This window comes from Aeromicrobium panaciterrae, from assembly GCF_039537165.1.
Classification (GTDB): domain Bacteria; phylum Actinomycetota; class Actinomycetes; order Propionibacteriales; family Nocardioidaceae; genus Aeromicrobium; species Aeromicrobium panaciterrae.
On the sequence record NZ_BAAAZZ010000002.1, the window covers coordinates 2,945,852 to 2,965,303 of the forward strand.

Annotated in this window: 22 protein-coding genes; 8 read left to right on the plus strand and 14 right to left on the minus strand. The window is 67.7% G+C overall.

Annotated elements, in window-relative coordinates:
- Positions 1-2 precede the first annotated feature (2 nt).
- The gene (locus ABD683_RS15340; protein ID WP_344770941.1) at positions 3-407 is read right to left on the minus strand and encodes a tetratricopeptide repeat protein; all 405 of its coding nucleotides are present in this window, start codon (positions 405-407) and stop codon (positions 3-5) included.
- A gap of 47 nt (positions 408-454) precedes the next feature.
- A complete protein-coding gene (locus tag ABD683_RS15345) occupies positions 455-1,078 on the minus strand; it encodes a hypothetical protein (protein WP_344770942.1) in 624 nt (207 codons plus the stop codon).
- A gap of 72 nt (positions 1,079-1,150) precedes the next feature.
- On the opposite strand from ABD683_RS15345, the gene ABD683_RS15350 reads away from it, so the two are divergent.
- From ABD683_RS15350 to ABD683_RS15360, 3 genes are all read left to right on the plus strand, one after another.
- Positions 1,151-2,476, plus strand: a complete 1,326-nt coding sequence (locus ABD683_RS15350; protein WP_344770943.1) for a DNA recombination protein RmuC — start codon at positions 1,151-1,153, stop codon at positions 2,474-2,476.
- Between the two features lie 80 nt (positions 2,477-2,556).
- Positions 2,557-4,044, plus strand: coding sequence for an APC family permease (locus ABD683_RS15355; RefSeq protein ID WP_344770944.1), 1,488 nt, complete (start codon positions 2,557-2,559; stop codon positions 4,042-4,044).
- 1 nt (position 4,045) lies between these two features.
- Positions 4,046-4,459, plus strand: coding sequence for a universal stress protein (locus ABD683_RS15360; RefSeq protein ID WP_344770945.1), 414 nt, complete (start codon positions 4,046-4,048; stop codon positions 4,457-4,459).
- Here ABD683_RS15360 and ABD683_RS15365 read toward each other — a convergent pair.
- The 4 genes from ABD683_RS15365 to ABD683_RS15380 all read right to left on the minus strand — a co-directional run bounded on the left by ABD683_RS15365 (position 4,452) and on the right by ABD683_RS15380 (position 8,131).
- The gene (locus ABD683_RS15365; protein WP_344770946.1) at positions 4,452-5,624 is read right to left on the minus strand and encodes a cystathionine gamma-synthase; all 1,173 of its coding nucleotides are present in this window, start codon (positions 5,622-5,624) and stop codon (positions 4,452-4,454) included. The genes ABD683_RS15360 and ABD683_RS15365 overlap by 8 nt on opposite strands.
- Positions 5,624-6,997, minus strand: a complete 1,374-nt coding sequence (locus ABD683_RS15370) for a cystathionine beta-synthase (RefSeq protein WP_344770947.1) — start codon at positions 6,995-6,997, stop codon at positions 5,624-5,626. Before ABD683_RS15370 ends, ABD683_RS15365 begins: the two co-directional genes overlap by 1 nt.
- Positions 6,998-7,022: 25 nt before the next feature.
- Positions 7,023-7,523, minus strand: coding sequence for a hypothetical protein (locus tag ABD683_RS15375; RefSeq protein ID WP_344770948.1), 501 nt, complete (start codon positions 7,521-7,523; stop codon positions 7,023-7,025).
- A gap of 191 nt (positions 7,524-7,714) precedes the next feature.
- A complete protein-coding gene (locus tag ABD683_RS15380) occupies positions 7,715-8,131 on the minus strand; it encodes a DUF6318 family protein (protein WP_344770949.1) in 417 nt (138 codons plus the stop codon).
- A 227-nt stretch (positions 8,132-8,358) separates the two neighbouring features.
- Here ABD683_RS15380 and ABD683_RS15385 point away from each other — a divergent pair, with 227 nt between their 5' ends.
- Positions 8,359-9,315: an aldo/keto reductase gene (locus ABD683_RS15385; RefSeq protein ID WP_344770950.1), complete on the plus strand. Its 957-nt coding sequence runs from the start codon at positions 8,359-8,361 to the stop codon at positions 9,313-9,315.
- A 140-nt stretch (positions 9,316-9,455) separates the two neighbouring features.
- Here ABD683_RS15385 and ABD683_RS15390 read toward each other — a convergent pair whose 3' ends face one another.
- The 4 genes from ABD683_RS15390 to ABD683_RS15405 form a co-directional block, all read right to left on the minus strand.
- Entirely contained in the window at positions 9,456-10,052 is a 597-nt protein-coding gene (locus ABD683_RS15390; RefSeq protein ID WP_344770951.1) for a hypothetical protein, read from the minus strand.
- A gap of 48 nt (positions 10,053-10,100) precedes the next feature.
- The gene (gene efeU / locus ABD683_RS15395) at positions 10,101-10,931 is read right to left on the minus strand and encodes an iron uptake transporter permease EfeU (protein WP_344770952.1); all 831 of its coding nucleotides are present in this window, start codon (positions 10,929-10,931) and stop codon (positions 10,101-10,103) included.
- Positions 10,932-10,997: 66 nt separating this feature from the next.
- Positions 10,998-12,263, minus strand: a complete 1,266-nt coding sequence (locus ABD683_RS15400; RefSeq protein WP_344770953.1) for a ribonuclease D — start codon at positions 12,261-12,263, stop codon at positions 10,998-11,000.
- On the minus strand, positions 12,260-12,850 hold the full coding sequence (locus ABD683_RS15405; protein WP_344770954.1) for a DUF3000 domain-containing protein: 591 nt from the start codon (positions 12,848-12,850) through the stop codon (positions 12,260-12,262). Before ABD683_RS15405 ends, ABD683_RS15400 begins: the two co-directional genes overlap by 4 nt.
- 83 nt (positions 12,851-12,933) lie before the next feature.
- Here ABD683_RS15405 and hemE point away from each other — a divergent pair, with 83 nt between their 5' ends.
- Genes hemE through hemQ form a run of 3 tightly spaced genes read left to right on the plus strand, consistent with a single transcriptional unit; the run spans position 12,934 to position 15,988 of the window.
- The gene (hemE, locus tag ABD683_RS15410; RefSeq protein WP_344770955.1) at positions 12,934-13,974 is read left to right on the plus strand and encodes a uroporphyrinogen decarboxylase; all 1,041 of its coding nucleotides are present in this window, start codon (positions 12,934-12,936) and stop codon (positions 13,972-13,974) included.
- On the plus strand, positions 13,974-15,284 hold the full coding sequence (gene hemG / locus ABD683_RS15415) for a protoporphyrinogen oxidase (protein ID WP_344770956.1): 1,311 nt from the start codon (positions 13,974-13,976) through the stop codon (positions 15,282-15,284). The genes hemE and hemG overlap by 1 nt, the downstream gene beginning before the upstream one ends.
- Complete coding sequence (hemQ, locus tag ABD683_RS15420; RefSeq protein WP_344770957.1) at positions 15,281-15,988, plus strand: hydrogen peroxide-dependent heme synthase; 708 nt, start codon at positions 15,281-15,283, stop codon at positions 15,986-15,988. Before hemG ends, hemQ begins: the two co-directional genes overlap by 4 nt.
- Here hemQ and msrB read toward each other — a convergent pair.
- The 3 genes from msrB to ABD683_RS15435 are packed head-to-tail and all read right to left on the minus strand — an operon-like array spanning position 15,985 to position 17,627.
- Positions 15,985-16,395 carry a peptide-methionine (R)-S-oxide reductase MsrB gene (gene msrB, locus ABD683_RS15425; protein WP_344770958.1) on the minus strand — a complete coding sequence of 137 codons (411 nt, stop codon included), beginning with the start codon at positions 16,393-16,395 and terminating at the stop codon, positions 15,985-15,987. The two genes, hemQ and msrB, sit on opposite strands and share 4 nt — an antisense overlap.
- A gap of 52 nt (positions 16,396-16,447) precedes the next feature.
- Positions 16,448-16,936 carry a hypothetical protein gene (locus ABD683_RS15430; RefSeq protein ID WP_344770959.1) on the minus strand — a complete coding sequence of 163 codons (489 nt, stop codon included), beginning with the start codon at positions 16,934-16,936 and terminating at the stop codon, positions 16,448-16,450.
- Positions 16,929-17,627, minus strand: coding sequence for a pyrimidine reductase family protein (locus ABD683_RS15435; protein WP_344770960.1), 699 nt, complete (start codon positions 17,625-17,627; stop codon positions 16,929-16,931). Before ABD683_RS15435 ends, ABD683_RS15430 begins: the two co-directional genes overlap by 8 nt.
- Before the next feature lie 37 nt (positions 17,628-17,664).
- Here ABD683_RS15435 and ABD683_RS15440 point away from each other — a divergent pair, with 37 nt between their 5' ends.
- Positions 17,665-18,504 (plus strand): PPK2 family polyphosphate kinase, encoded by an 840-nt coding sequence (locus ABD683_RS15440; protein ID WP_344770961.1) that lies wholly within the window; start codon positions 17,665-17,667, stop codon positions 18,502-18,504.
- 139 nt (positions 18,505-18,643) lie between these two features.
- Here the strand turns inward: ABD683_RS15440 and ABD683_RS15445 are convergent, their stop codons facing one another.
- Positions 18,644-19,402, minus strand: coding sequence for a sirohydrochlorin chelatase (locus ABD683_RS15445; RefSeq protein WP_344770962.1), 759 nt, complete (start codon positions 19,400-19,402; stop codon positions 18,644-18,646).
- Between the last annotated feature and the right edge of the window lie 50 nt (positions 19,403-19,452).

The window sequence follows — 19,452 nt, forward strand, 5'->3', positions numbered from 1 at the left end:
GGTCAGCCAGCCGACTGGTCGACGAGCTGGACGCGGGTCGTACCGCGCTCGGGCATGCCCATCGCGGTGGCGAGACGGTGGTGCACGGCGCCCTCGTCGCGTCGGTTCTGCCGGTCGAGCGACAGTCCGAGCGCGGTCTGGGCCCACGCGTACGTCGGGTCGAGCTCGATGAGCCGCCGAAACGCCTGCTCGGCGGGCACGAGCTGGGCCGCCGCGAAGTGTGCGCGGCCGATCAGCTCCCAGGCGGAGGCGTTGCCGGGCTCCGCCGCGACGACCTTGCGCAGGACGCGTACGGCATCACGCGGGAAGCGGGACTCCAGGAGCTCTTCGCCCTTGCGGAACGCGTCGAAGACGTCCATCTGCTCGATCTGCTCGTCGCTGATGTTGGGGGTCATGTAGATCGTCATGGTGTCTCCTTTCGCGGGACCTTGCTTCAACACCGCGGGTCGGGCGTTCATTCCGTGGTCTGGGTGGGTGTCGGCGTCGGCGTGGTCTCGCTGGGCGTCGGAGTCGGCGTCGGGGTGGTCGCGGTCGGGGTCGGCGTGGTCGGCACGGTCGTGGTGGCGGTCGTCGGCGGGGGAGTCGGCGTCGTACTCGGCTTGTCACGGCCGCCGCCGAGCGAGTCGCCTATCGTCGTACCGCCGTCGCCGTCGAGCGTCCGCCCGGTGACCAGCTCGACCGTGGAGATCGCCGCGAGCGCCAGCGACAGCACCACGATCGCGGTGACGATGATCGTCTTCCAATGCAGGCGTGGCGTGTCGTCGACGAATTTCGCGCCACGGGCGGCCGAGTCGATGTCGGCCGCCTCATCGAGTGCTGCACGGACATCGCCTTCCTCGACCTGGCGCTCGATGACCGTGCCGGACTCGGTCTGGATGAGCAACGTACGCGTGTGGTCGAGCGTGCGGCTGTAGAGCGCTGAGCTGATCGTCACCACGAAGCTGCCGAGGGCGGCTCCGATGAGCGTTCCGGCGACCCCGAGGCGTGAGGCGATCCAGGCGGCGGTCACGGCGGCCAGGACACTGGCGGTCAGCTGGAGCCAGGAGATGTCTCCCAGCAGTCCGCGACGTCGTGACATGTCCACAAGCCTAGAGGGGCAGCCCCGGCCTGCCTCCGCAAAGTTGTCAGTCCCAGTTGCCACACTGGCCACATGGAACTGATTGTGGTGCTCGTCTGCGGTCTGCTGCTCGGCCTCGTCGTCGGCTGGCTGATCGGTCACGCGCCCGATCAGCGCTCCGAGCCCGCGGTCCTCGAGGCCCGGCACGCCACGATCATAGCCGAGCTCCGGCACGAGGAAGGCGTCAAGCGGGCCCAGATCGAGCAAGACCTCGCAGAGGTGCGTGCCACCGCCAACGGTCTGCGTGAGCAGCTCGACGGTGCGCGTACGCAATATGCCGAGATGATCGAGCGGCACCGCAGGGACGCCGAGAAGCGTACGGCCGCCGAGCAGAACGAGAGCAAGGTCCTGCAAAAGCTGGCACCCGTCGCCGAGCAGCTCAAGGACATGCAGCAGAAGGTCCTCGACCTCGAGAAGCAGCGCAGTGAGCAGCACGGCGACCTCGCCGCCCAGATCCGTGCCACCCGGCAGAGCGCCGAGCAGTCCAAGATGGCTGCCGAGACGCTGTCGGCCGCACTGCGCAACAATTCCGTGCGCGGCGCCTACGGCGAGCTCCAGCTCAAGACCCTGGTCGAGTCCGCCGGACTGATCAACCGCATCGACTACTCCATGCAGGAGTCGATCACGGCCGACACCGGTGCGCGCCGTCCCGACATGGTCATCAAGCTGCCGGGCCGCAAGCAGGTGGCGATTGACTCCAAGGTGCCGTTCAGCGCGTTCATCGACTCGTTCCGCGACGACATCAGCGAGACCGAGCGCAAGGCGTTCCAGACCCAGCACGCCAAGCAAGTACGCGGCCACGTCGACGCCCTGGCCGGCAAGGAATACTGGACCGGTCTCCCGGTGAGCCCCGAATACACCATCGCGTTCATCCCCAGCGAGGCCATCCTCAACACCGCGCTGGAGGCCGATCCGACCCTGTTGGAGTATGCCTTCAGCCGCGGCATCGTGCTCGCCACACCGGTCAACCTCTGGGCGACGCTCAAGACGGTTGCGCTGACGTGGAAGCAGGAAGACCTGGCCGACAACGCCCAGGAGCTGGTCGACCTGGGGCGAGAGCTCTACAAGCGCCTCGGCAAGCTGTCTGACCACGTGTCCAAGCTGGGCCGCTCGATCGAGACCACGGTGCGTTCCTACAACGAGTTCGCCGGCACTCTCGAGGGTCGTGTGCTCGTCACGGCACGCAAGCTCGACGGAATCGACGAGGCCAAGATGCTCGGCGAGGTCAAGCAGATCGAGGCTGATCCGCGCCGCCTCACCGCCTCGGAGTTCTCCGTCCTCGCAGACGTCGAGCGCCCCGAGATCGATTTCGAGCAGATTTCGATCCCTGTTGCGATCGATGAAGAAGAGACCGCCTGACGACGGATTCCTGCCTTATTGCTGGACGTCGCGCCTGATTCACGGTTTCATGTGCGTACGACGAGGCGAAAGGCGCGTGCATGACACAGCTGGACGAGAAGCCCGAAGAAGGACTCAAGGCCGGAGCGATCGGCTTCGTCGACGCGCTGGTGATCGGGCTCAACGCCACATCGCCGGCATACTCCATCGCGGCTGTGATCGGTGCGCTCGTCGCGATCGCCGGAGTTCACGCACCCGGCATCATGCTGGCCTCATTCGTCCCGATGCTGCTGATCGCCTCGGCGTTCTTCTACCTCAACAAGGTCGACCAGGACTGCGGCACGACCTTCTCGTGGGTCACCCGGGCGATGGGTCCGTGGGCCGGCTGGCTCGGCGGCTGGGCGATCACGATGACAGGTGTCCTCGTCGTCGGCTCGCTCGCCGATGTGGGTGTGAGCTTCGCGCTTCGCGGAGTCGGCCTGGACTCGTGGGCTGACAACGCCTGGGTTCGGCAGCCTCTCGCCGTGCTGCTGATCATCGTCATGACCGCGATCTGCGTCGCCGGTACGGAGGGCTCGGCGAGGCTGCAGAACGTCCTGATCCTCGCCCAGGTCGTGTTCTTGCTGATCTTCGCCGCCGTCGCGATCTACAAGGTCTATGCCGACACCAGCACGCTCGACTCGATCAAGCCGGCCTTCGACTGGCTCAACCCGTTTGCGGCGGGCGGAGCAGCCCTGACGTCGGGACTGCTGCTGGGCGTGTTCGCCTATTGGGGTTGGGAGTCAGCGGTCAACCTCACCGAGGAGACGGAGGACTCCGAGTCGGCACCGGGCAGGGCAGGCGTCTGGTCGACCATCATCCTGCTGATCACCTACGTCGGCGTGGCGTTCGCCATCGTCGCCTACGCCGGCACGAAGTTCCTGGTCGAGAACAAGGACGAAGAAGAGTTCATCTTCCCGCTGCTCGCGCACGAGGTGCTGGGCAACTGGGACTGGATCGTGTTCTTCGCGGTGGCCACGTCAGCCGTCGCCTCGACGCAGACGACGATCATCCCCGCATCCCGTACGGCGCTCTCCATGGCGCGTCGCAACGCACTGCCGTCGACGTTCGGCCACATCCACCCGCGGTTCCGCACGCCAGATGTGAGCACCTGGTGGGTGGCCGCGATCGCGATCGGCTGGTACCTCATCGTCAACGCCATCAGCGAGAACGCACTGTTCGACTCGCTGACGGCCCTGTCGCTGCTGATCGCGTTCTACTACGCGCTGACGGGAGTCGCGTGCGCGATCTACTACCGTCGCCACCTCACCGAGAGCATCAAGAACTTCTTGTTGATCGGGCTGGGCCCGGTGGTGGGCGCGACCATGCTGGCATGGCTCCTCGTCGAGTCGATCCGGGACATGTCCGATCCGGACAACTCCTACAGCGGTGTCTCGTGGTTCGGCCTCGGCCCGCCGCTGGTGATCGGCGTGGGCATCGCGCTCGCCGGCGTGCTGATCATGCTCTACTGGCGCGTGGTCGCCCCACGGTTCTGGGACGAGCGGGCCGGTGTGGCAGATCCTGACCTCGTACACGGCAAGGAGTCCTGAGATGGCTGTCGTTCTCGGATATGACGAGTCACCCGGTTCTGTGAAGGCCCTGGACGCCGCGATCGAGGTGGCGGCGGCGTTCGGTGAGCCGCTGGTGCTGGTCTATGGCGCCGGCGCGCCGGGCGGTGTCGGCGAGGAATACCGGTCGCACGCCGAGGCGCTCCAGGAGATCGGCCGCAAGGCGCTGGCCCACGCGGTCGAGACTGCTGACGAGGCGGGCGTGCCCACCTCGGTCGAGATCGTCGACGCCAAGCCCGCCCAGGCGATCCTCCAGGTGGCCGACCAGCACGACGCGCGGGTGATCGTCGTCGGCAACTGGGGTGAGAGCCCGATCAAGGGCGCGATGCTCGGCTCGACGCCGCACAAGCTGCTGCACCTGTCGACCCGGCCGGTCCTGTGCGTGCCCGCTAGCTGAGCGAGTTCTCGAGGTCGCCGATCAGGTCGGCGACGTCCTCGATGCCCACGGAGAGTCGTACGAGATCGTCGGGCACCTCGAGCAGCGAGCCGGCGGTCGACGCGTGCGTCATGGCGCCGGGGTGCTCGATGAGTGACTCGATGCCACCCAGGCTCTCGGCGAGGGTGAACAGCTCGGCACGGGCGCACATGTCGAGCGCGGCCTGCTTGCCACCCTTGAGCCGGATCGAGATCATCCCGCCGAATCGCCGCATCTGCCTGGCCGCGACCTCGTGCCCGGGGTGGCCGTCGAGCCCGGGGTAGAGCACGGAGCTGACCGCCGGGTGTCCGACGAGCATGTCGACGATGGCCTCGGCGTTGTCGCAGTGCTTGTCCATGCGTACGGCGAGGGTCTTGGCGCCGCGCAGCGTGAGGTAGGCGTCGAACGGACCGGGTACGCCACCCGCGCCGTTCTGCAGGAAAGCGAAGGCGGTGTCGAGCTCTTCGTCGTCGGTGACGAGCACGCCGCCGACGACGTCGGAGTGACCGCCGATGTACTTCGTCGTCGAATGGAGCACGACGTCGGCGCCGAGCGTGAGCGGCTGCTGGAGGTAAGGCGACGCGAAGGTGTTGTCGACGACGAGCTTGGCTCCCGCGACGTGGGCGATCTCGGAGATCGCCGCGATGTCACCGACGTTGAGCAGCGGGTTGGTCGGCGTCTCGATCCAGACCGCCTTGGTGGCGGGGGTGACCGCGGCCTTGATGGCGTCGAGGTCGTTGACCGCAGCTGGCGTGTAGGTCACGCCCCACTGGCTGAACACCTTGTCGATCAGCCGGAACGTGCCGCCGTACGCGTCGTTGGGGATGACCAGGTGGTCGCCGGGACGCAACATCGAGCGCAGAGCGCAGTCGGTCGCCGCCATGCCGGAGCTGAACGCGCGACCGTACGAACCGCCCTCGAGCGCGGCGAGGTTGCCCTCGAGCGCCGTACGGGTGGGGTTGCCGGTGCGGGCGTACTCGTAGCCGCTGCGCATACCGCCGACGCCGTCCTGCTGGAACGTCGAGCTGGCATAGATCGGCACGTTGACCGCGCCGTTCTCTGCATTGGGCTGGTAGCCCGCGTGGATCGCGCGCGTGGCGAAGCCCTGCGTCGAACCCTCGTCGGCCTTGCTCTTCTTCTCGCTCATTAGACGTGGACTCCGAGGAGGTCGTGGCGAGTGAGGACGCCTAGCGGTTTGCCGTCCTCGATCACCATGACGGCATCGCTCTCGCTGAGGGCCTTGAGCGCATCATCGAGGCTCTCGCCGGAGCCGAGCAGGGGGAGCGGCGGCTCCATGTGCTCGGAGACGGCGTCGGTGAGCTGGGCGCGACCCTCGAACACGGCGCTGATGAGCGCGCGCTCGTTGACGCTGCCCGCGACCTCGCCGATCACGACCGGCGGTTCGGGGCCGACGACCGGCATCTGCGAGACGTTGTACTCGCGGAGGATCTCGATCGCATCGCGGATCGTCTCCGACGGGTGCGTGTGCACCAGCGCCGGCATACCACCGGTCTTGCTGCGGAGCAGGTCGCCGACGGTCATCTCGTGGACGTGACCATCGAGCGGCTCTCGGAGGAACCCGTACGACGCCATCCAGTCGTCATTGAAGATCTTGGAGAGGTAGCCGCGGCCACCATCGGGCAGCAGCACGACGACGACAGCGTCAGGGCCCTCGCGCTCGGCGACCTGGAGTGCGGCGACGACGGCCATCCCGCAGGAGCCACCGACGAGCAGTCCTTCCTCGCGGGCGAGGCGTCGGGTCATGTCGAACGAGTCGGCGTCGGAGACGGCGATGATCTCGTCCGGGATCGCCGGGTCGTACGCGCTGGGCCAGAAGTCCTCGCCGACACCTTCGACGAGGTAGGGGCGACCGGTGCCGCCGGAGTAGACCGACCCTTCGGGGTCGGCACCGATGACCTTGATCTCCGGGTTCATCTCCTTGAGGTAGCGGCCGACGCCGGTGATGGTGCCGCCGGTGCCGACGCCGGCGACGAAGTGCGTCACCGTGCCGTCGGTGTCGGCCCAGATCTCGGGGCCAGTGGTCTCGTAGTGGCTCTCGGGCCCGGCGGGATTGGAGTACTGGTCGGGCTTCCAGGCACCTTCGGTCTCGCGTACGAGACGGTCGGAGACGTTGTAGTAGCTGTCGGGGTGCTCGGGCGGGACGGCGGTCGGGCACACCACGACCTCGGCGCCGTAGGCCTTCATGGTGTTGCGCTTGTCCTCGCTGACCTTGTCGGGGCACACGAAGATGCACTTGTAGCCGCGCTGCTGGGCGACGAGGGCGAGGCCGACACCGGTGTTGCCGGAGGTCGGTTCGACGATCGTGCCACCAGGCTTCAGCAGTCCGGCGGCTTCGGCGGCGTCGACCATCTTGACCGCGATGCGGTCCTTGGCGCTTCCACCGGGGTTGAGGTACTCGATCTTGGCGGCCACCGTCGCAGATCCTGCGGTGGTGACGGACGTGAGCTTGACCAGCGGGGTGTTGCCGATGAGCTCAACGATGTGTTCAGCGATTCGCATCTGGCCATTCTCGCACTCGTGCAAGTCACGGGTGGGTGAGGACCGGCGCGGCTTCCTTGACCTCGAGTGCTGCGGTGGGGCCGGAGGCGGTCAACGTCTGGTCGATCGTGCTCCACGCACCCCCGTCGACGCGGTAGCGCACGCGGTAGACGACGTCGACTCGGGGATTGACGGCCTCGGCTGGTCGCCGGTAGCGGTGGGTGACCTCGGTCGACGGGTAGGGCTTGCCGGGCCTGGTCGTCGTGGACGCGGTGCCGTCGCCGTGCAGCCACCGGTAGCGCACGGGAGTCGCGACCAGGTCGATGTCGTAGCCCAGCAACGTCACGCTTCGGTTGAAGACCTCGGGCTCGGTGTAGAAGATCGTCGGCACGTTCACCAGCGTCGAGGTGCCGGGCTGGATCTGCACCTCGAGGCTCGGCAGCCCGATCTCGCGGACGGCCCGAAGGATGTCTCCCTCAGTCAGCTGCGGCTCATCGTCGGCGGGAAGGTACGTCCGGCATCCGTACTTGAGCACGACCTCATCCACCCGACAATCCATCCGAGGCCGGGGTCTCGGCTTGGTAGACACGTTGTGACTGCCAGGCACAGTGGATCGTTCTTGAACACGCTCGGCTTCCCAAATCGTGTTAGGACCTTGGTGGCCGGGCTTGACGTCTGCGCTGGCCGTGTTTGAAGTTGCGACGATCGTGACAATCGTCAAACAGGCAACAATGATTCTCATTTCGGCTCTCCCAAACCGGCTTGAGTCACGACCCACGGGTCCCCAGCAATCCCAAACGAGACTCTTGCACTCGACGCGGGCTCGATGGATGACACACCGTGACTGTCGGTGTACTTGCTCTCCGATATCGCGACCGTGGTCGTCACGTACGTTTCGGGCTCGCCGAAGTCCAGCTTCATTTCTCCGGGTGACCATTCGCCTCCGCTGAAGCTCCCACCTTCTGCATAGGTGTCGCGGTACAGCTTGATGTATTTCTGGCATCCCGAGCAGCTCGAATCTGACAAATGCGACAACTCTGTGACGTCCCCGGTCTTAGAGGCGTAGTTCAGAACTTGGATATAGTGGTCGACGAACGCAGCGGCGCCTTCTGGGGTGTTTTCCTTGGCCTGGGCCGGCATGGTCGGCGCGGTCACGCTGGGTGACGCGGACGCAGTCGGTGTGGGTTCCTTGGGCTCTGGATCTGATGAGCACCCGGCGACAAGCACCAGCAGGGACGCGGCAACGACAACTCTCAACATTGATCCCCCCGAATCGGATGCGAAAAACCTATCCAAACCGCCGCAGGGTTGTCAGCACCCACAGCGACCCTGTGGACGGATGCAAGAGGCGTCACCCTTCGCGGGCTGCCTACGCTGGAACCATGACTCGTACTCTCGGCCCCAGTGACGTCAAGGTCTCCACCGTCGGCATCGGCTGCAACGCCTTCGGCACCCGCATCGACCAGGACCAGACAACGGCTGTCGTCGACGCATGCTTCGACCACGGGGTGATGTTCTTCGACACCGCTGACGTGTACGGGCTCGGCCAGAGTGAGACGCTCCTCGGCAACGCGCTCAAGGGCCGCCGCGACGAGGTGGTGATCGCCACGAAGTTCGGCATGGACCTGCAGGGACTCAACGGCGACGACGGTGGACGCCGGGGGAGCGCTGCGTACGTACGCACGGCGATCGATGCGAGCCTGAAGCGGCTCGGCACCGACCACATCGACCTCTACCAGTTCCACACGCCGGATCCGGGCACGCCGATCGAGGAGACCCTCGGTGCGCTGGACGACCTCGTCACCGAGGGCAAGGTGCGCGCGATCGGCAGCTCCAACCTGCAGGCGTGGCAGGTCGTCGACGCCGACTGGGTGTCGAAGACCAAGGGGTATGCGCCGTTCGTCACGGCGCAGAACGAGTACTCGCTCTACAACCGCACCGCCGAGACCGAGCTGGTCCCGGCGTGCCTCGAGCTCGGCGTCGGCATCCTGCCGTACTTCCCGCTGGCGTACGGGTTGCTCACCGGCAAGTACGCCCGTGGCCAGAAGGCTCCCGAAGGCTCGCGGCTCTCGGCGCAGCCCCACCGGCTTGAGGCCGCCGACTGGGACACCATCGAGGCGCTGGAGGCGTTCGCCGCCGTACGCGACATCTCGATCCTTGAGCTCGCCATCGGCGGGCTCGCCGCCCAGCCCGCGGTGGCCAGTGTCATCGCCGGTGCGACCAAGCCCGAGCAGGTCGCGGCCAACGCCGCGGCAGGCGAGTGGACGCCATCAGCGGGCGACCTCGAGGAGCTCGCGCTGATCGGGAAGCCGGCGCACTCGTACACGACGTTTGCCTAGGTCGCGGGCCAAGCTGAGCGCCGGGCTGGGAAGCGCCTCACGGCGCGTGGCCGCTCGAAGCGGCTGATTTTAGGTCCCGGGGCTACCACAGCCCGACGCATCAACAAGCCTAACGGACGGACCCTCAAGGTCCATCCACATCAGTGCAGGCGTGCCGCGCGCTCGAGCTCGGCGCAGCGGCGCAGATGCATCGCGGTGTCGACCAGCTTGGCTGCGCTGTGCGGGTCACCCGTCTCGAGCTGTGCGCGTCCGACGCCGACGATGTGGGCGAACGCGGCGGCCCGGTCGAGCGTCACGTCGAAGTCTTCGCCGACCACACCGCGTACGCAGGTGTCGACGAGCGACATCACCTCATCGGGGCCCGGCGGGTCGACCACTCCCGCGAGCACTTCGTGCACGGGCGCAAACGCCTTGCCCGCCGCGTACTCGCGCGCCGCCTGCTGTGGCGAGCGATAGACCCAGGTACGGAGGAGGTAGAGCCGCCACAGCGACCCCGCGACCGTGTCGGCCGCAGCGTGCGACCAGAGATCGGCGATCACGCCGAGCCCTTCGGCATCGGCCAGGTGGAGCACCCGGTCGACGAGTCCCTTGTCGGCCTCGTTGCGCGGACCGCGTACGAGGAGGTTGGCGATCCGGTGACCCGCCGCGGCCATCTCGGCTGGGTCTGATGTGCCGTCGGCCTGCGCCTCGAACAGCTCTGCGCCGGGAAGAGCCGGCTTGTTGAACCGCTCCGTCATCGGAGGACCCCTCGTTTCATGCGACAACCGTAACCGGCCGCACCTGAACTACGAGGTCGCGACGCTCTCGGGCTCGGCGTTGGCCGCAGCCGGCTTGGGCTTGCGGAGATAGAGCCACAGCACCGGGATGATGTAGCAGACCCAGGCAATGACCTGCAGCCATGACGGATCAGGCTGGAAGTTGATCGTGCCCTTGAGCAGGGTGCCGTACCAGCTGTCCGGCGGGATGGTCGACGAGATGTCGAAGACCCGGTCGCTGAAGCCGGGCAGTACGCGGGCCTCCTGCAGGTCGAAGATGCCGTATGCGAGAACACCGGCGGCGACGACGATCAGCAGCGCACCGGTGATCGTGAAGAACGTGCCGAGGTTGATGCGGATGGCTCCGCGATAGATGAGGAAGCCGAGGACCGTCGAGACAAGGATGCCGAGTGTCGCGCCGACGAACGGCTGCGCCGTCGTGCTGCCGATGATGGTCGACCAGATGATGGCCGCCGTCTCAAGGCCCTCGCGCCCCACCGTGACGAAGGCGACCGTGGCGAGGGCGAACGGGCCGAGTGCCTGGGACATCGCGCCCTCGAGCTCGCCCTTGAGGTGCCGCGCCGTACGGCGCATCCAGAAGATCATCCAGGTGACGAGCAGTGCGGCGAGGATCGACATGGTGCCGCCGACGATCTCCTGAGCCTTGAACGACAGCTGGTCGAACACGGCGGTGACCACCGAGAACACGGCGACGACGAGGACCAGGGCGGCGCCAACGCCCGCCCAGACGTACTTGATCTCGCTCCTGCGGTGGGACTTCACGAGGTACGCGATGAGGATGCTGACGATCAGCGAGGCCTCGAGGCCTTCACGCAGACCGATCAGGAAGTTGGCGAGCATGACTCCACTCTACTAAGGCATACCTCACCTCGGTGGTGCGGCACCTCAGGAGTCACTGAGGGGCGCTCAGCCCTCTGCGGGCGCTTCGTCGGGTGTGTCGAGGGCTTCGGTCAGCGGCTCGGCCGTCAGGGCGATCTGCCACGGGCGGGCGCCCTGCACGGCCAGCAGGTCGGAGACCGTCGCGACCGTCAGCTCGGCGGGCGGCTCCCACGCGAGGTTGCGTACGAGCTGTGGGCTGATGAGGTTCTCCGGCGGCAGGTCGTGCTGCTCGGCGAGGGCCGTGACGACCTCGCGGGTGCGCCCCAGGCGTATGGCGGCGACCGGGTTCTTGTCGGCCCACGCACGCGGCGGCGGGGGACCGTCGACCTTCTGGCCGGTGGTCGGCAGGAGCTTCTCGTCGAGGGCGAGGCCGCGCTCGACGGCGTCGAACCATTCGCTGACGAAGCGACGCGGCCCGCGGTTGCGCATGACCTTCATCGACTTGAGGGCGTTGAGGTCCTGGGGCGCCGTCACGGCGATCTCGAGGATCGATGCGTCGGGCAGGATGCGGCCGGGAGTGATGTCGCGGTTCTCGGCAATGGCGTCGCGGGTCTCCCACAGCTCGCGGACGATGGCCAACGGTCGGCGGCCGCGGGCCTTGTGGATGCCGGACGTACGACGCCACGGCTCCTTGCGCTCCGGCGGACCCTGGAACGTCAGCAGCGCCTCGAACTCCTCGGCGGCCCACTCACGCTTGCCGGCCTCGACCAATTCGGCGTCGATCAGGTTGCGGAGCTCGACGAGCACCTCGACGTCGAGTGCGGCGTAGACCAGCCAGGGGTCAGGCAACGGTCGCGTCGACCAGTCGGCGGCGGAGAACTCCTTGGCGAGGCTCAGCCCGAGGTAGTGCTCGACGAGTGCGGCGAGACCGACACGAGGCAGGTTGAGGAGCCGTCCGGCGAGCTCGGTGTCGAACAGCTTCTCGGGATAGAGGCCGACCTCGGCGAGACACATCAGGTCTTGCGTCGCGGCGTGCAGGATCCACTCGTTGCCGTCGAAGGCGGTGTCGAGGGGTACGAGGTTGTCGAAAGGGATCGGGTCGATCAGGTGCGTGCCGGAACCCTCACGGCGAACCTGTACGAGATAAGCGCGCTGGGAGTAGCGGTAGCCGGAGGCGCGTTCGGCGTCGAGGGCGATCGGTCCCGTGCCGGCGGCAATGCGCTCGCACGTCTCGGCCAGCGCGGCAGGCGTGTCGACGACCGGCGGGAGCGGGTCGCGCAGCTGAAGTCGGGGAGCCTCGGGCTTGACCGGTTCGGTCAGCTCTGGTGTCTCCGACAGCTCGGCATCGGTCAACGAACGCCACGCTTGCGCTGGAGCCTGATCACACCGGGGGCGAGCGGCGGCAGACCCGCGATGGCGCAGAGCAGGTCGGTCCAGGCACTCGCATGCGTCGCCATGGTCGACGAGTCGTCAACCACGGGAGTCCACGATGCGCGTACCTCGATCTGCGCGCTGGATCCGTCGGCATCCATCTCGCCGAAGCCCTCGGAGCGTACGACCGTCACGCTCCCGCTGGCGGCGGCATGACGGCTCCCCTGCGAGGCGAGCGCATCGGTCAGCCAGCTCCACCCGACACTGGCGAGCATCGGGTCGGCGGCCATGTCGGCCTCGACCTCGGCGCGGGCGAACGTCACGCAGCGGAACGTGCCGCCCCAGGCGTCGTTGCCGGCTGGGTCGTGCAACAGGATGAAGCGACCCGTGGCGAGCTCGTCGTCTCCGACGACGACGTCACCGCTGATCGCGTAGGAGTGCGGCGCGATGCGTTGGGGCGCGGGCATCTCGTCCACCACGACCTCGGGTCGCAGCGTCGCATGTCGCACCTCGTCGACCGCAGCCGTGAACAGTGCGGGGGTGCGGTCGATTTCGCTTCGGGCTCCCACACTGTGATCGTAGGCGCGATCGGGTCACCTCAAGATCCCGACACTCCGCACGGCGGCAGAGACTGCCCTGAGACAATGGGTGCGTGACCACTACTTTGACCGACAGCGCGTTTCTCCAGGCGTGCCGTCGAGAACGTCCCGACCACACGCCGGTGTGGTTCATGCGCCAGGCGGGCCGCGCACTTCCTGAGTACCTCGCCCTCCGCGAGGGCGTCCCGATGCTCGAGTCGTGCTTCCGCACCGACATGGTCGTCGAGATCACGATGCAGCCCGTACGCCGCTACGGCGTCGACGCAGCGGTCTTCTACTCCGACATCGTCGTGCCGCTCAAGGCGATCGGCGTCGACCTCGACATCGTGCCGGGTACGGGCCCGGTCGTCGCTGAGCCGATCCGCTCGACCGGTCAGCTCGATCAGCTCCGCGACCTCGAGCCCGATGACGTCAGCACGATCACAGATGCCGTAAAGGCGCTGGTCGGCGAGCTCGGCTCGACTCCGCTGATCGGCTTCGCCGGCGCGCCGTTCACGCTGGCCTCGTACCTCGTCGAGGGTGGCCCGTCGAAGGATCATCGCAAGACCAAGCAGCTGATGTACTCCGACCCCGATCTGTGGCACGCCCTGCTCAGCCGCATCGCGGCGATCGCCGGACAGTTCCTGCGGCTCCAGGTCGAGGCAGGTGCGTCGGCGATCCAGCTGTTCGACTCGTGGGCCGGCGCGCTGTCGCTCGCCGACTACGAGACCTACGCCAAGTCGCACTCGGCCGCGGTGCTCGCCGCGGTGGCCGATCTCGACGTACCGCGCATCCACTTCGGCGTCGGCACCGGCGAGCTGCTGCACGCGATGGGCGAGGCCGGGGCCGATGTCGTCGGTGTGGACTGGCGGGTGCCGCTCGACGAGGCCGTACGCCGGATCGGGCCGGGCAAGGCGGTCCAGGGCAATCTCGACCCGGCCGCAGTGTTTGCGCCGACCGAGTTCCTGCATGCCAGGGCTGCGGAGGTCATTGAGGCCGGCCGTGCCGCGGAGGGCCACATCTTCAACCTCGGGCACGGCGTGACGCCGGCGATGGATCCCGACGCGCTCACGAGGCTCGTCGACTTCGTGCACGGCTACGAGCCTCGGGCCTGATGCGCGTAGCGGTTGTCGGTGGCGGCATGGCCGGGCTCGCCGCGGCCCACGAGCTGTCGACCGGGGGTGCCGATGTCCTCGTGCTCGAGGGATCGAGCCGCATCGGCGGCAAGCTGCTGCTCGGTGAGGTCGGCGGGCTGACGCTCGACCTCGGCGCGGAGTCGATCCTGGCCCGACGTCCTGAAGGCCTCGACCTCATGCACGCGGTGGGTCTCGACGATCGCGTGGTCAACCCGCGTACGACTGACGCCGCGATCTGGACCCACGGCTCGCTCCGCCCGATGCCACCCACGGTCATGGGCATTCCTGCGAGCAATGACCTCAACGGGATCGCCGTGGTGGATCCTCATGTCGTCGACGTGCCCGACGGCGATGTCTCCGTCGCCGAGTTCGTGTCGGCTCGCCTCGGTGCCGACGTGGTCGACCGCCTCGTCGAGCCATTGCTCGGCGGGGTCTACGCGGGTCACGCCGACCAGCTCTCGCTGCAGGCGACGGCACCGCAGATCGCCGCGCTCGGGTCGGACCTGCTGACGGCCGCGACCACGGCACGTGCCGGGGCCACGGCGTCCGGCCCGGTGTTCGCCGGTCTGGTCGGCGGCGTGGGCCGGCTCCCCGGTGCCGTCGCTGACGGAATCGAGGTGCGCCTCGACGCGACCGTACGAGAGATTGCCCGGATGGGCGACGCCTGGCGGCTCTCGGTCGGGCTGACAACGGATGTCGAGTCGGTCGACGTCGACGCCGTGGTCGTCGCCGCCCCGGCACCTGCTGCTGCTCGGCTGCTTTCCGAAGCTGCCCCTGACGCGGCGTTCGCCCTCGCCGCCATCGACTACGCGAGCGTCGCGATCGTCACCTACGTCTTCGACGACGGCCCGTCGTTCGACGGTTCGGGATTCCTCGTGCCGCCCGTCGACGGCACGTTCATCAAGGCCGCCACCGTGTCGTCCAACAAGTGGGGCTGGGTCCGTGACACCGGGCGTACGGTCATCCGCGCCTCGGTGGGCCGTGCCGGCGAAGCGACGTTGCTGCAGACCAACGACACCGACCTGACCGCACGGGCCTTGGCTGATCTGCGCAGTGCCTTCGGCGCCCTGCCGGAGCCGATCGACTCGCTCGTGCAGCGCTGGGGCGGGGGACTCCCGCAGTACGCAGTGGGCCACCTCGACCGCATCGACACGATCGAGCGCGACATCGCCACAGTGTCGGGTCTGGAGGTCTGTGGCGCCGCCTATCGCGGTGTCGGCATCCCCGCCGTGATCGCCTCCGGGTGGGCTGCTGCGCGACGACTGCTCGATGGGACAATGGACGCATGAACACCGTCCCCAACAAAGGCAAGCTCGCCAAGGAGATCAACGACACGATCCGCTACACGATGTGGTCCGTGTTCAAGCTCGAGCGCGTCCTCGGGGACGCCGACCGGCAGGCCGAGGCGGCCGAGGTCGAGGCACTCATCGCCAAGCTCGCCGCCGACGACGTCGTGGTGCGCGGCACGTACGACGTCAGCGGCCTCCGCGCCGATGCCGACCTGATGATCTGGTGGCACTCACCGACCAGTGAGGCGCTGCAGGCGGCCTACAACGCCTTCCGTCGTACGGCTCTCGGCTCGCGGATGACTCCGGTCTGGTCGCAGATGGCGCTGCACCGTCCCGCGGAGTTCAACCGCTCGCACATCCCGGCGTTCATGGCCGAAGAGGAGACGCATCCGTTCGTCTGCGTCTACCCGTTCGTGCGGTCGTACGACTGGTACCTCCTGCCCGACCAGGAGCGGCGCGACATCCTCAAGGAGCACGGCATGGCGGCGCGCGACTATCCCGACGTACGCGCCAACACCGTGGCGTCGTTCGCGCTCGGCGACTACGAATGGATCCTGGCGTTCGAGGCCGATGAGCTGCACCGCATCGTCGACCTGATGCGTGAGCTGCGTGCCACCGAGGCACGCCGCCACGTGCGCGTGGAGATCCCGTTCTACACCGGCCAGGCCCACACGGTCAGCGAGCTCGTGACCCTCTGGCCCTAGCTGGAAGCCGGCTCCAGGGTCAGCGCGATGCCGTTGATGCAGAAGCGCTCGTCCGTGGGCGTGCCGAAGCCCTCGCCCTTGAACACGTGGCCGAGATGCGAGCCACAACGCGCGCACCGTACTTCCGTACGGGCGTGACCCGGGATCGAGCGGTCCTCGATGTATTCGACGCGATCCTCCGCGAGCGGCTCGTAGAACGCCGGCCACCCGCAGTGCGCGTCGAACTTGGTGTCGCTGCGGAACAGCTCGGCGCTGCACGCGCGACATGAGTAGACACCGACCGTCGGATCGGTCTCGAACGGGGAGCTGAACGGCCGTTCGGTGCCGGCCTTGCGCAGGACGTCGTACTCGGCCGGACTCAGCTCGGCCTTCCACTCTTCTTCGGTCTTCTCAACGTCGTAAGCCATGCCTCAAGCGTACGTCGCTGCCCACGCTGCAGGGGTGACGAATCCGTGACGATCAGCGTTGAGCATCGAAGGGGACGTGCTCGAGCAGGTGGATGCTCGGGATCTCCAGCTTGCGCTGGGCGCGTGAGGTCCAGTCGATCTGGAGGAACTCCTTCACGATGTGTGGCTCGGTCAGGATGATCGCCTCGTCTGATCCGGTGTCCTTGACCATCGCGATCAGTGCGTCGATGGGGTCGTCCTCGGTCAGCTGTGCCGAGACCTCAGCACCTCGTGCCGTCAGCAGGGCCGCACTGGCGTCGAGCTCGGACTGGCCAGCCTTCACGATCTCGTCCTGCACGTCCTCGAGGGCTTCGGGCTCGGTCATCGGGATCATCTGCCCGCCGAACGCACCCATCGACGAGGCGAGCAGTGCCGACGACGGCTCGACGGGGAGGAGCAGGTGGTAGTTGACGGTGTCGTCGAGCCCTTCGTGCAGGGCGATGATCTGGTCGGCATCGAGCTCGTTGAGCTGGCGTTCGATCAGTAGTGCGACGTCATACATGGTGCGAGCGTACCCAACGGGTGAGCAGCACGCCGTCGGCGTCGATCACGTGGGCGCGTTGCATGTGGGTCGTGACGGCTTCGGGCCCGTGCGCGATGCGCGGCGCGGCGCCGGCGGCGAGCACCGGCGCGATCGTGAGGCAGAGGTCGTCGATGAGGTCGTGGCCGACGAGAGTGCCGTGCAGCGTCGGTCCACCTTCGCAGAGCACCCGGCGGAGCCCGCGCCGCGCCAGCTCGGCCAGCACGGCGGGCCAGTCGATGACGCCTTCGCCGTACGCCAGCACGTCCATGTCACCGCTCAGGGTGTCGAGGCCCGGAGCATCCGACGTCGTGATGAGCAGCTGGCCGCCGGAGCGGAGCACGTCGGGGATGTCGAGCCGTCTGCTGACGACGGCGATGGGCGGCACTGGTGCGAGCCCGAGGCGTTCGCGCAGGTCGGCGTCGACGTCCTCGGCGCGTACGGGTTCGTAGCCCTCCGTACGCGCGGTGCCGACGCCGACCACGATGACGTCGGCCAGCGACCGCAGGAGGGCGAACACGCGGGTGTCGACGTCGCCGCCGAGTGACCCCGACATGCCGCTCTCGTCGTACGCGGCACCGTCGAGCGTCGAGACGAAGTTGCTCCGGACCCAGGCGGTCTCGCCCGCGGGATAGGCGTACAGCTTCTCCAGCTCAGCCTGCTCCGGAATCATTCATGCATCGTATGCATGGCTGAGTCATACTCCGATCATGGCCAAGTCCCTGAGCGAACATCTCACCGTGAGCGGGCCGATCAAGCTCGCCGATCACGACTCCCGCGCCACGACCGGATTCGATGGCGACAAGGACGACTCCGCGAAGTCGATGACGCTGCTGGCTGAGGATCTCAGCGAGCAGCAGGAACGCCTGTTTGCGAACGGGCAGGCCGAGACCGGCAGCTCCCGGGTGCTCCTGCTGCTCCAGGGGATGGACACCTCCGGCAAGGGCGGGATCATCCGTCACGCCGCGGGCCTCGTCGATCCGCAGGGTCTGTCGATCTATTCGTTCAAGAAGCCCACACCGGAGGAGCTCGAGCAGGACTTCCTCTGGCGCATCGAGCAGCGCCTTCCTGCTCCAGGCAAGATCGGGGTTTTCGACCGGTCGCAGTACGAGGACGTGTTGATCGCACGCGTACGCCAGCTCGCCGAGCCGGCGGAGCTCGAGCGGCGCTACGACGCGATCAACGCGTTCGAGAAGAGGTTCACCGACTCCGGCGGCGTGCTGATCAAGTGCTTCCTGCACATCACGTCCGACGACCAGAAGGAGCGCCTCGCCGCCCGGCTCGACGATCCGACGAAGCACTGGAAGTACAACCCTGGTGACATCGACGAGCGGATGCTCTGGGACGACTACCAGCGCGCGTACGAGATCGCACTCGAGCGCTGCAGCACCGAGTGGGCGCCGTGGCACCTGATCCCGAGCGGTCGCAAGTGGTACCGCAACTGGGCGGTCGCGGCGCTCCTCGCCGAGAAGCTGCGCGGTCTCAACCTCGAGTGGCCTGCGGCCGACTTCGACGTCGCCACCGAGAAGGCCCGCCTCGCCGGTACGTGACTGCCGCTCGCCAGTGTGGCCGAGGTGCGCTCCCAGGGTTGGGAGCACACCTCACCACGCCTCGCAGATCGGCGGCTTCGCCGCGTGACGCCCACGCTTCGCTGGCGCGCCTTCACGTTCGGCCGCAGGCGGCCTCAGCTCAGGCGAACAGTGCGTCCAGGGGGACGAGGTCGACGGCGCCCACCGCGTAGCGGGCCAGGATGACCCGGGCCACCTCGACGTCGGCACCCAGCGGCTCGGCGACCGCCACGGCTCCGGCCTCGAGGGCAAGCTCCGCGACGCGGTCGGGCAGGACACCCGGTGCGAGGAAGAGCATGCCGACCGCGATGTGACGGCGACCGTCGGCACGGTGCTGGCGTACGGCTTCACCGGCGGCCGGCGGGACGCTCGACGCGAACGCGGCGATCGTCGGCAGCTTGTGGTGAGCGCCCCAGGCGCGGGCAGCCCGTGAGATCGCCGCGTTGGCGATCGGGTCGGACGAGCCAGCGCCGGCGAGCACGAGGGCGTCGAGCTCGCGTACACGGTTCTTGGACAGGGCCTCACGCAGTCGCTTGTCGAGCACGTTGAAGAACGCCGACTCCATGCCGAGCACACGCGTCGCGTGCACCTGGATGCCGTCGTGACGCTTGACCGCCGCCTCGATCGCAGCGGGTACGTCGACCCGTGCGTGGTAGGCCTCGCTCAGCAGCAGCGGTACGACGACGATCTCCTGGTGTCCTTCGGCGACCAGGCGGTCGACGGCCTGGTCGAAGCTCGGCTCCGCCAGGTCGAGGAACGCCGTCTCCACCCGGAGGTCGGGACGCATGCATGCGACCAGCTCCGTGAGGGCGTTGATGGTGGCGGCAGAACGCGGGTCGCGGCTGCCGTGCGCAAGAGCAATGAGTGCTGGTGCGGTCATGATGTGTGCCTCCTTCCGGGTGATGCAGGGTTGGTTGTTGCGGGGTGTGC

What these genes read in the sequence shown, in the direction of transcription:
- ABD683_RS15390 (WP_344770951.1), bottom strand. Translation starts at nt 10,052, where the DNA reads ATGACGGAGCGGTTCAACAAGCCGGCTCTTCCCGGCGCAGAGCTGTTC.
- ABD683_RS15385 (WP_344770950.1), top strand. Translation starts at nt 8,359, where the DNA reads ATGACTCGTACTCTCGGCCCCAGTGACGTCAAGGTCTCCACCGTCGGC.
- ABD683_RS15370 (WP_344770947.1), bottom strand. Translation starts at nt 6,997, where the DNA reads ATGCGAATCGCTGAACACATCGTTGAGCTCATCGGCAACACCCCGCTG.
- ABD683_RS15365 (WP_344770946.1), bottom strand. Translation starts at nt 5,624, where the DNA reads ATGAGCGAGAAGAAGAGCAAGGCCGACGAGGGTTCGACGCAGGGCTTC.
- ABD683_RS15340 (WP_344770941.1), bottom strand. Translation starts at nt 407, where the DNA reads ATGACGATCTACATGACCCCCAACATCAGCGACGAGCAGATCGAGCAG.
- ABD683_RS15445 (WP_344770962.1), bottom strand. Translation starts at nt 19,402, where the DNA reads ATGACCGCACCAGCACTCATTGCTCTTGCGCACGGCAGCCGCGACCCG.
- ABD683_RS15430 (WP_344770959.1), bottom strand. Translation starts at nt 16,936, where the DNA reads ATGTATGACGTCGCACTACTGATCGAACGCCAGCTCAACGAGCTCGAT.
- ABD683_RS15435 (WP_344770960.1), bottom strand. Translation starts at nt 17,627, where the DNA reads ATGATTCCGGAGCAGGCTGAGCTGGAGAAGCTGTACGCCTATCCCGCG.
- hemG (WP_344770956.1), top strand. Translation starts at nt 13,974, where the DNA reads ATGCGCGTAGCGGTTGTCGGTGGCGGCATGGCCGGGCTCGCCGCGGCC.
- ABD683_RS15440 (WP_344770961.1), top strand. Translation starts at nt 17,665, where the DNA reads ATGGCCAAGTCCCTGAGCGAACATCTCACCGTGAGCGGGCCGATCAAG.
- ABD683_RS15345 (WP_344770942.1), bottom strand. Translation starts at nt 1,078, where the DNA reads ATGTCACGACGTCGCGGACTGCTGGGAGACATCTCCTGGCTCCAGCTG.
- efeU (WP_344770952.1), bottom strand. Translation starts at nt 10,931, where the DNA reads ATGCTCGCCAACTTCCTGATCGGTCTGCGTGAAGGCCTCGAGGCCTCG.
- hemQ (WP_344770957.1), top strand. Translation starts at nt 15,281, where the DNA reads ATGAACACCGTCCCCAACAAAGGCAAGCTCGCCAAGGAGATCAACGAC.
- ABD683_RS15355 (WP_344770944.1), top strand. Translation starts at nt 2,557, where the DNA reads ATGACACAGCTGGACGAGAAGCCCGAAGAAGGACTCAAGGCCGGAGCG.
- ABD683_RS15360 (WP_344770945.1), top strand. Translation starts at nt 4,046, where the DNA reads ATGGCTGTCGTTCTCGGATATGACGAGTCACCCGGTTCTGTGAAGGCC.
- msrB (WP_344770958.1), bottom strand. Translation starts at nt 16,395, where the DNA reads ATGGCTTACGACGTTGAGAAGACCGAAGAAGAGTGGAAGGCCGAGCTG.
- ABD683_RS15350 (WP_344770943.1), top strand. Translation starts at nt 1,151, where the DNA reads ATGGAACTGATTGTGGTGCTCGTCTGCGGTCTGCTGCTCGGCCTCGTC.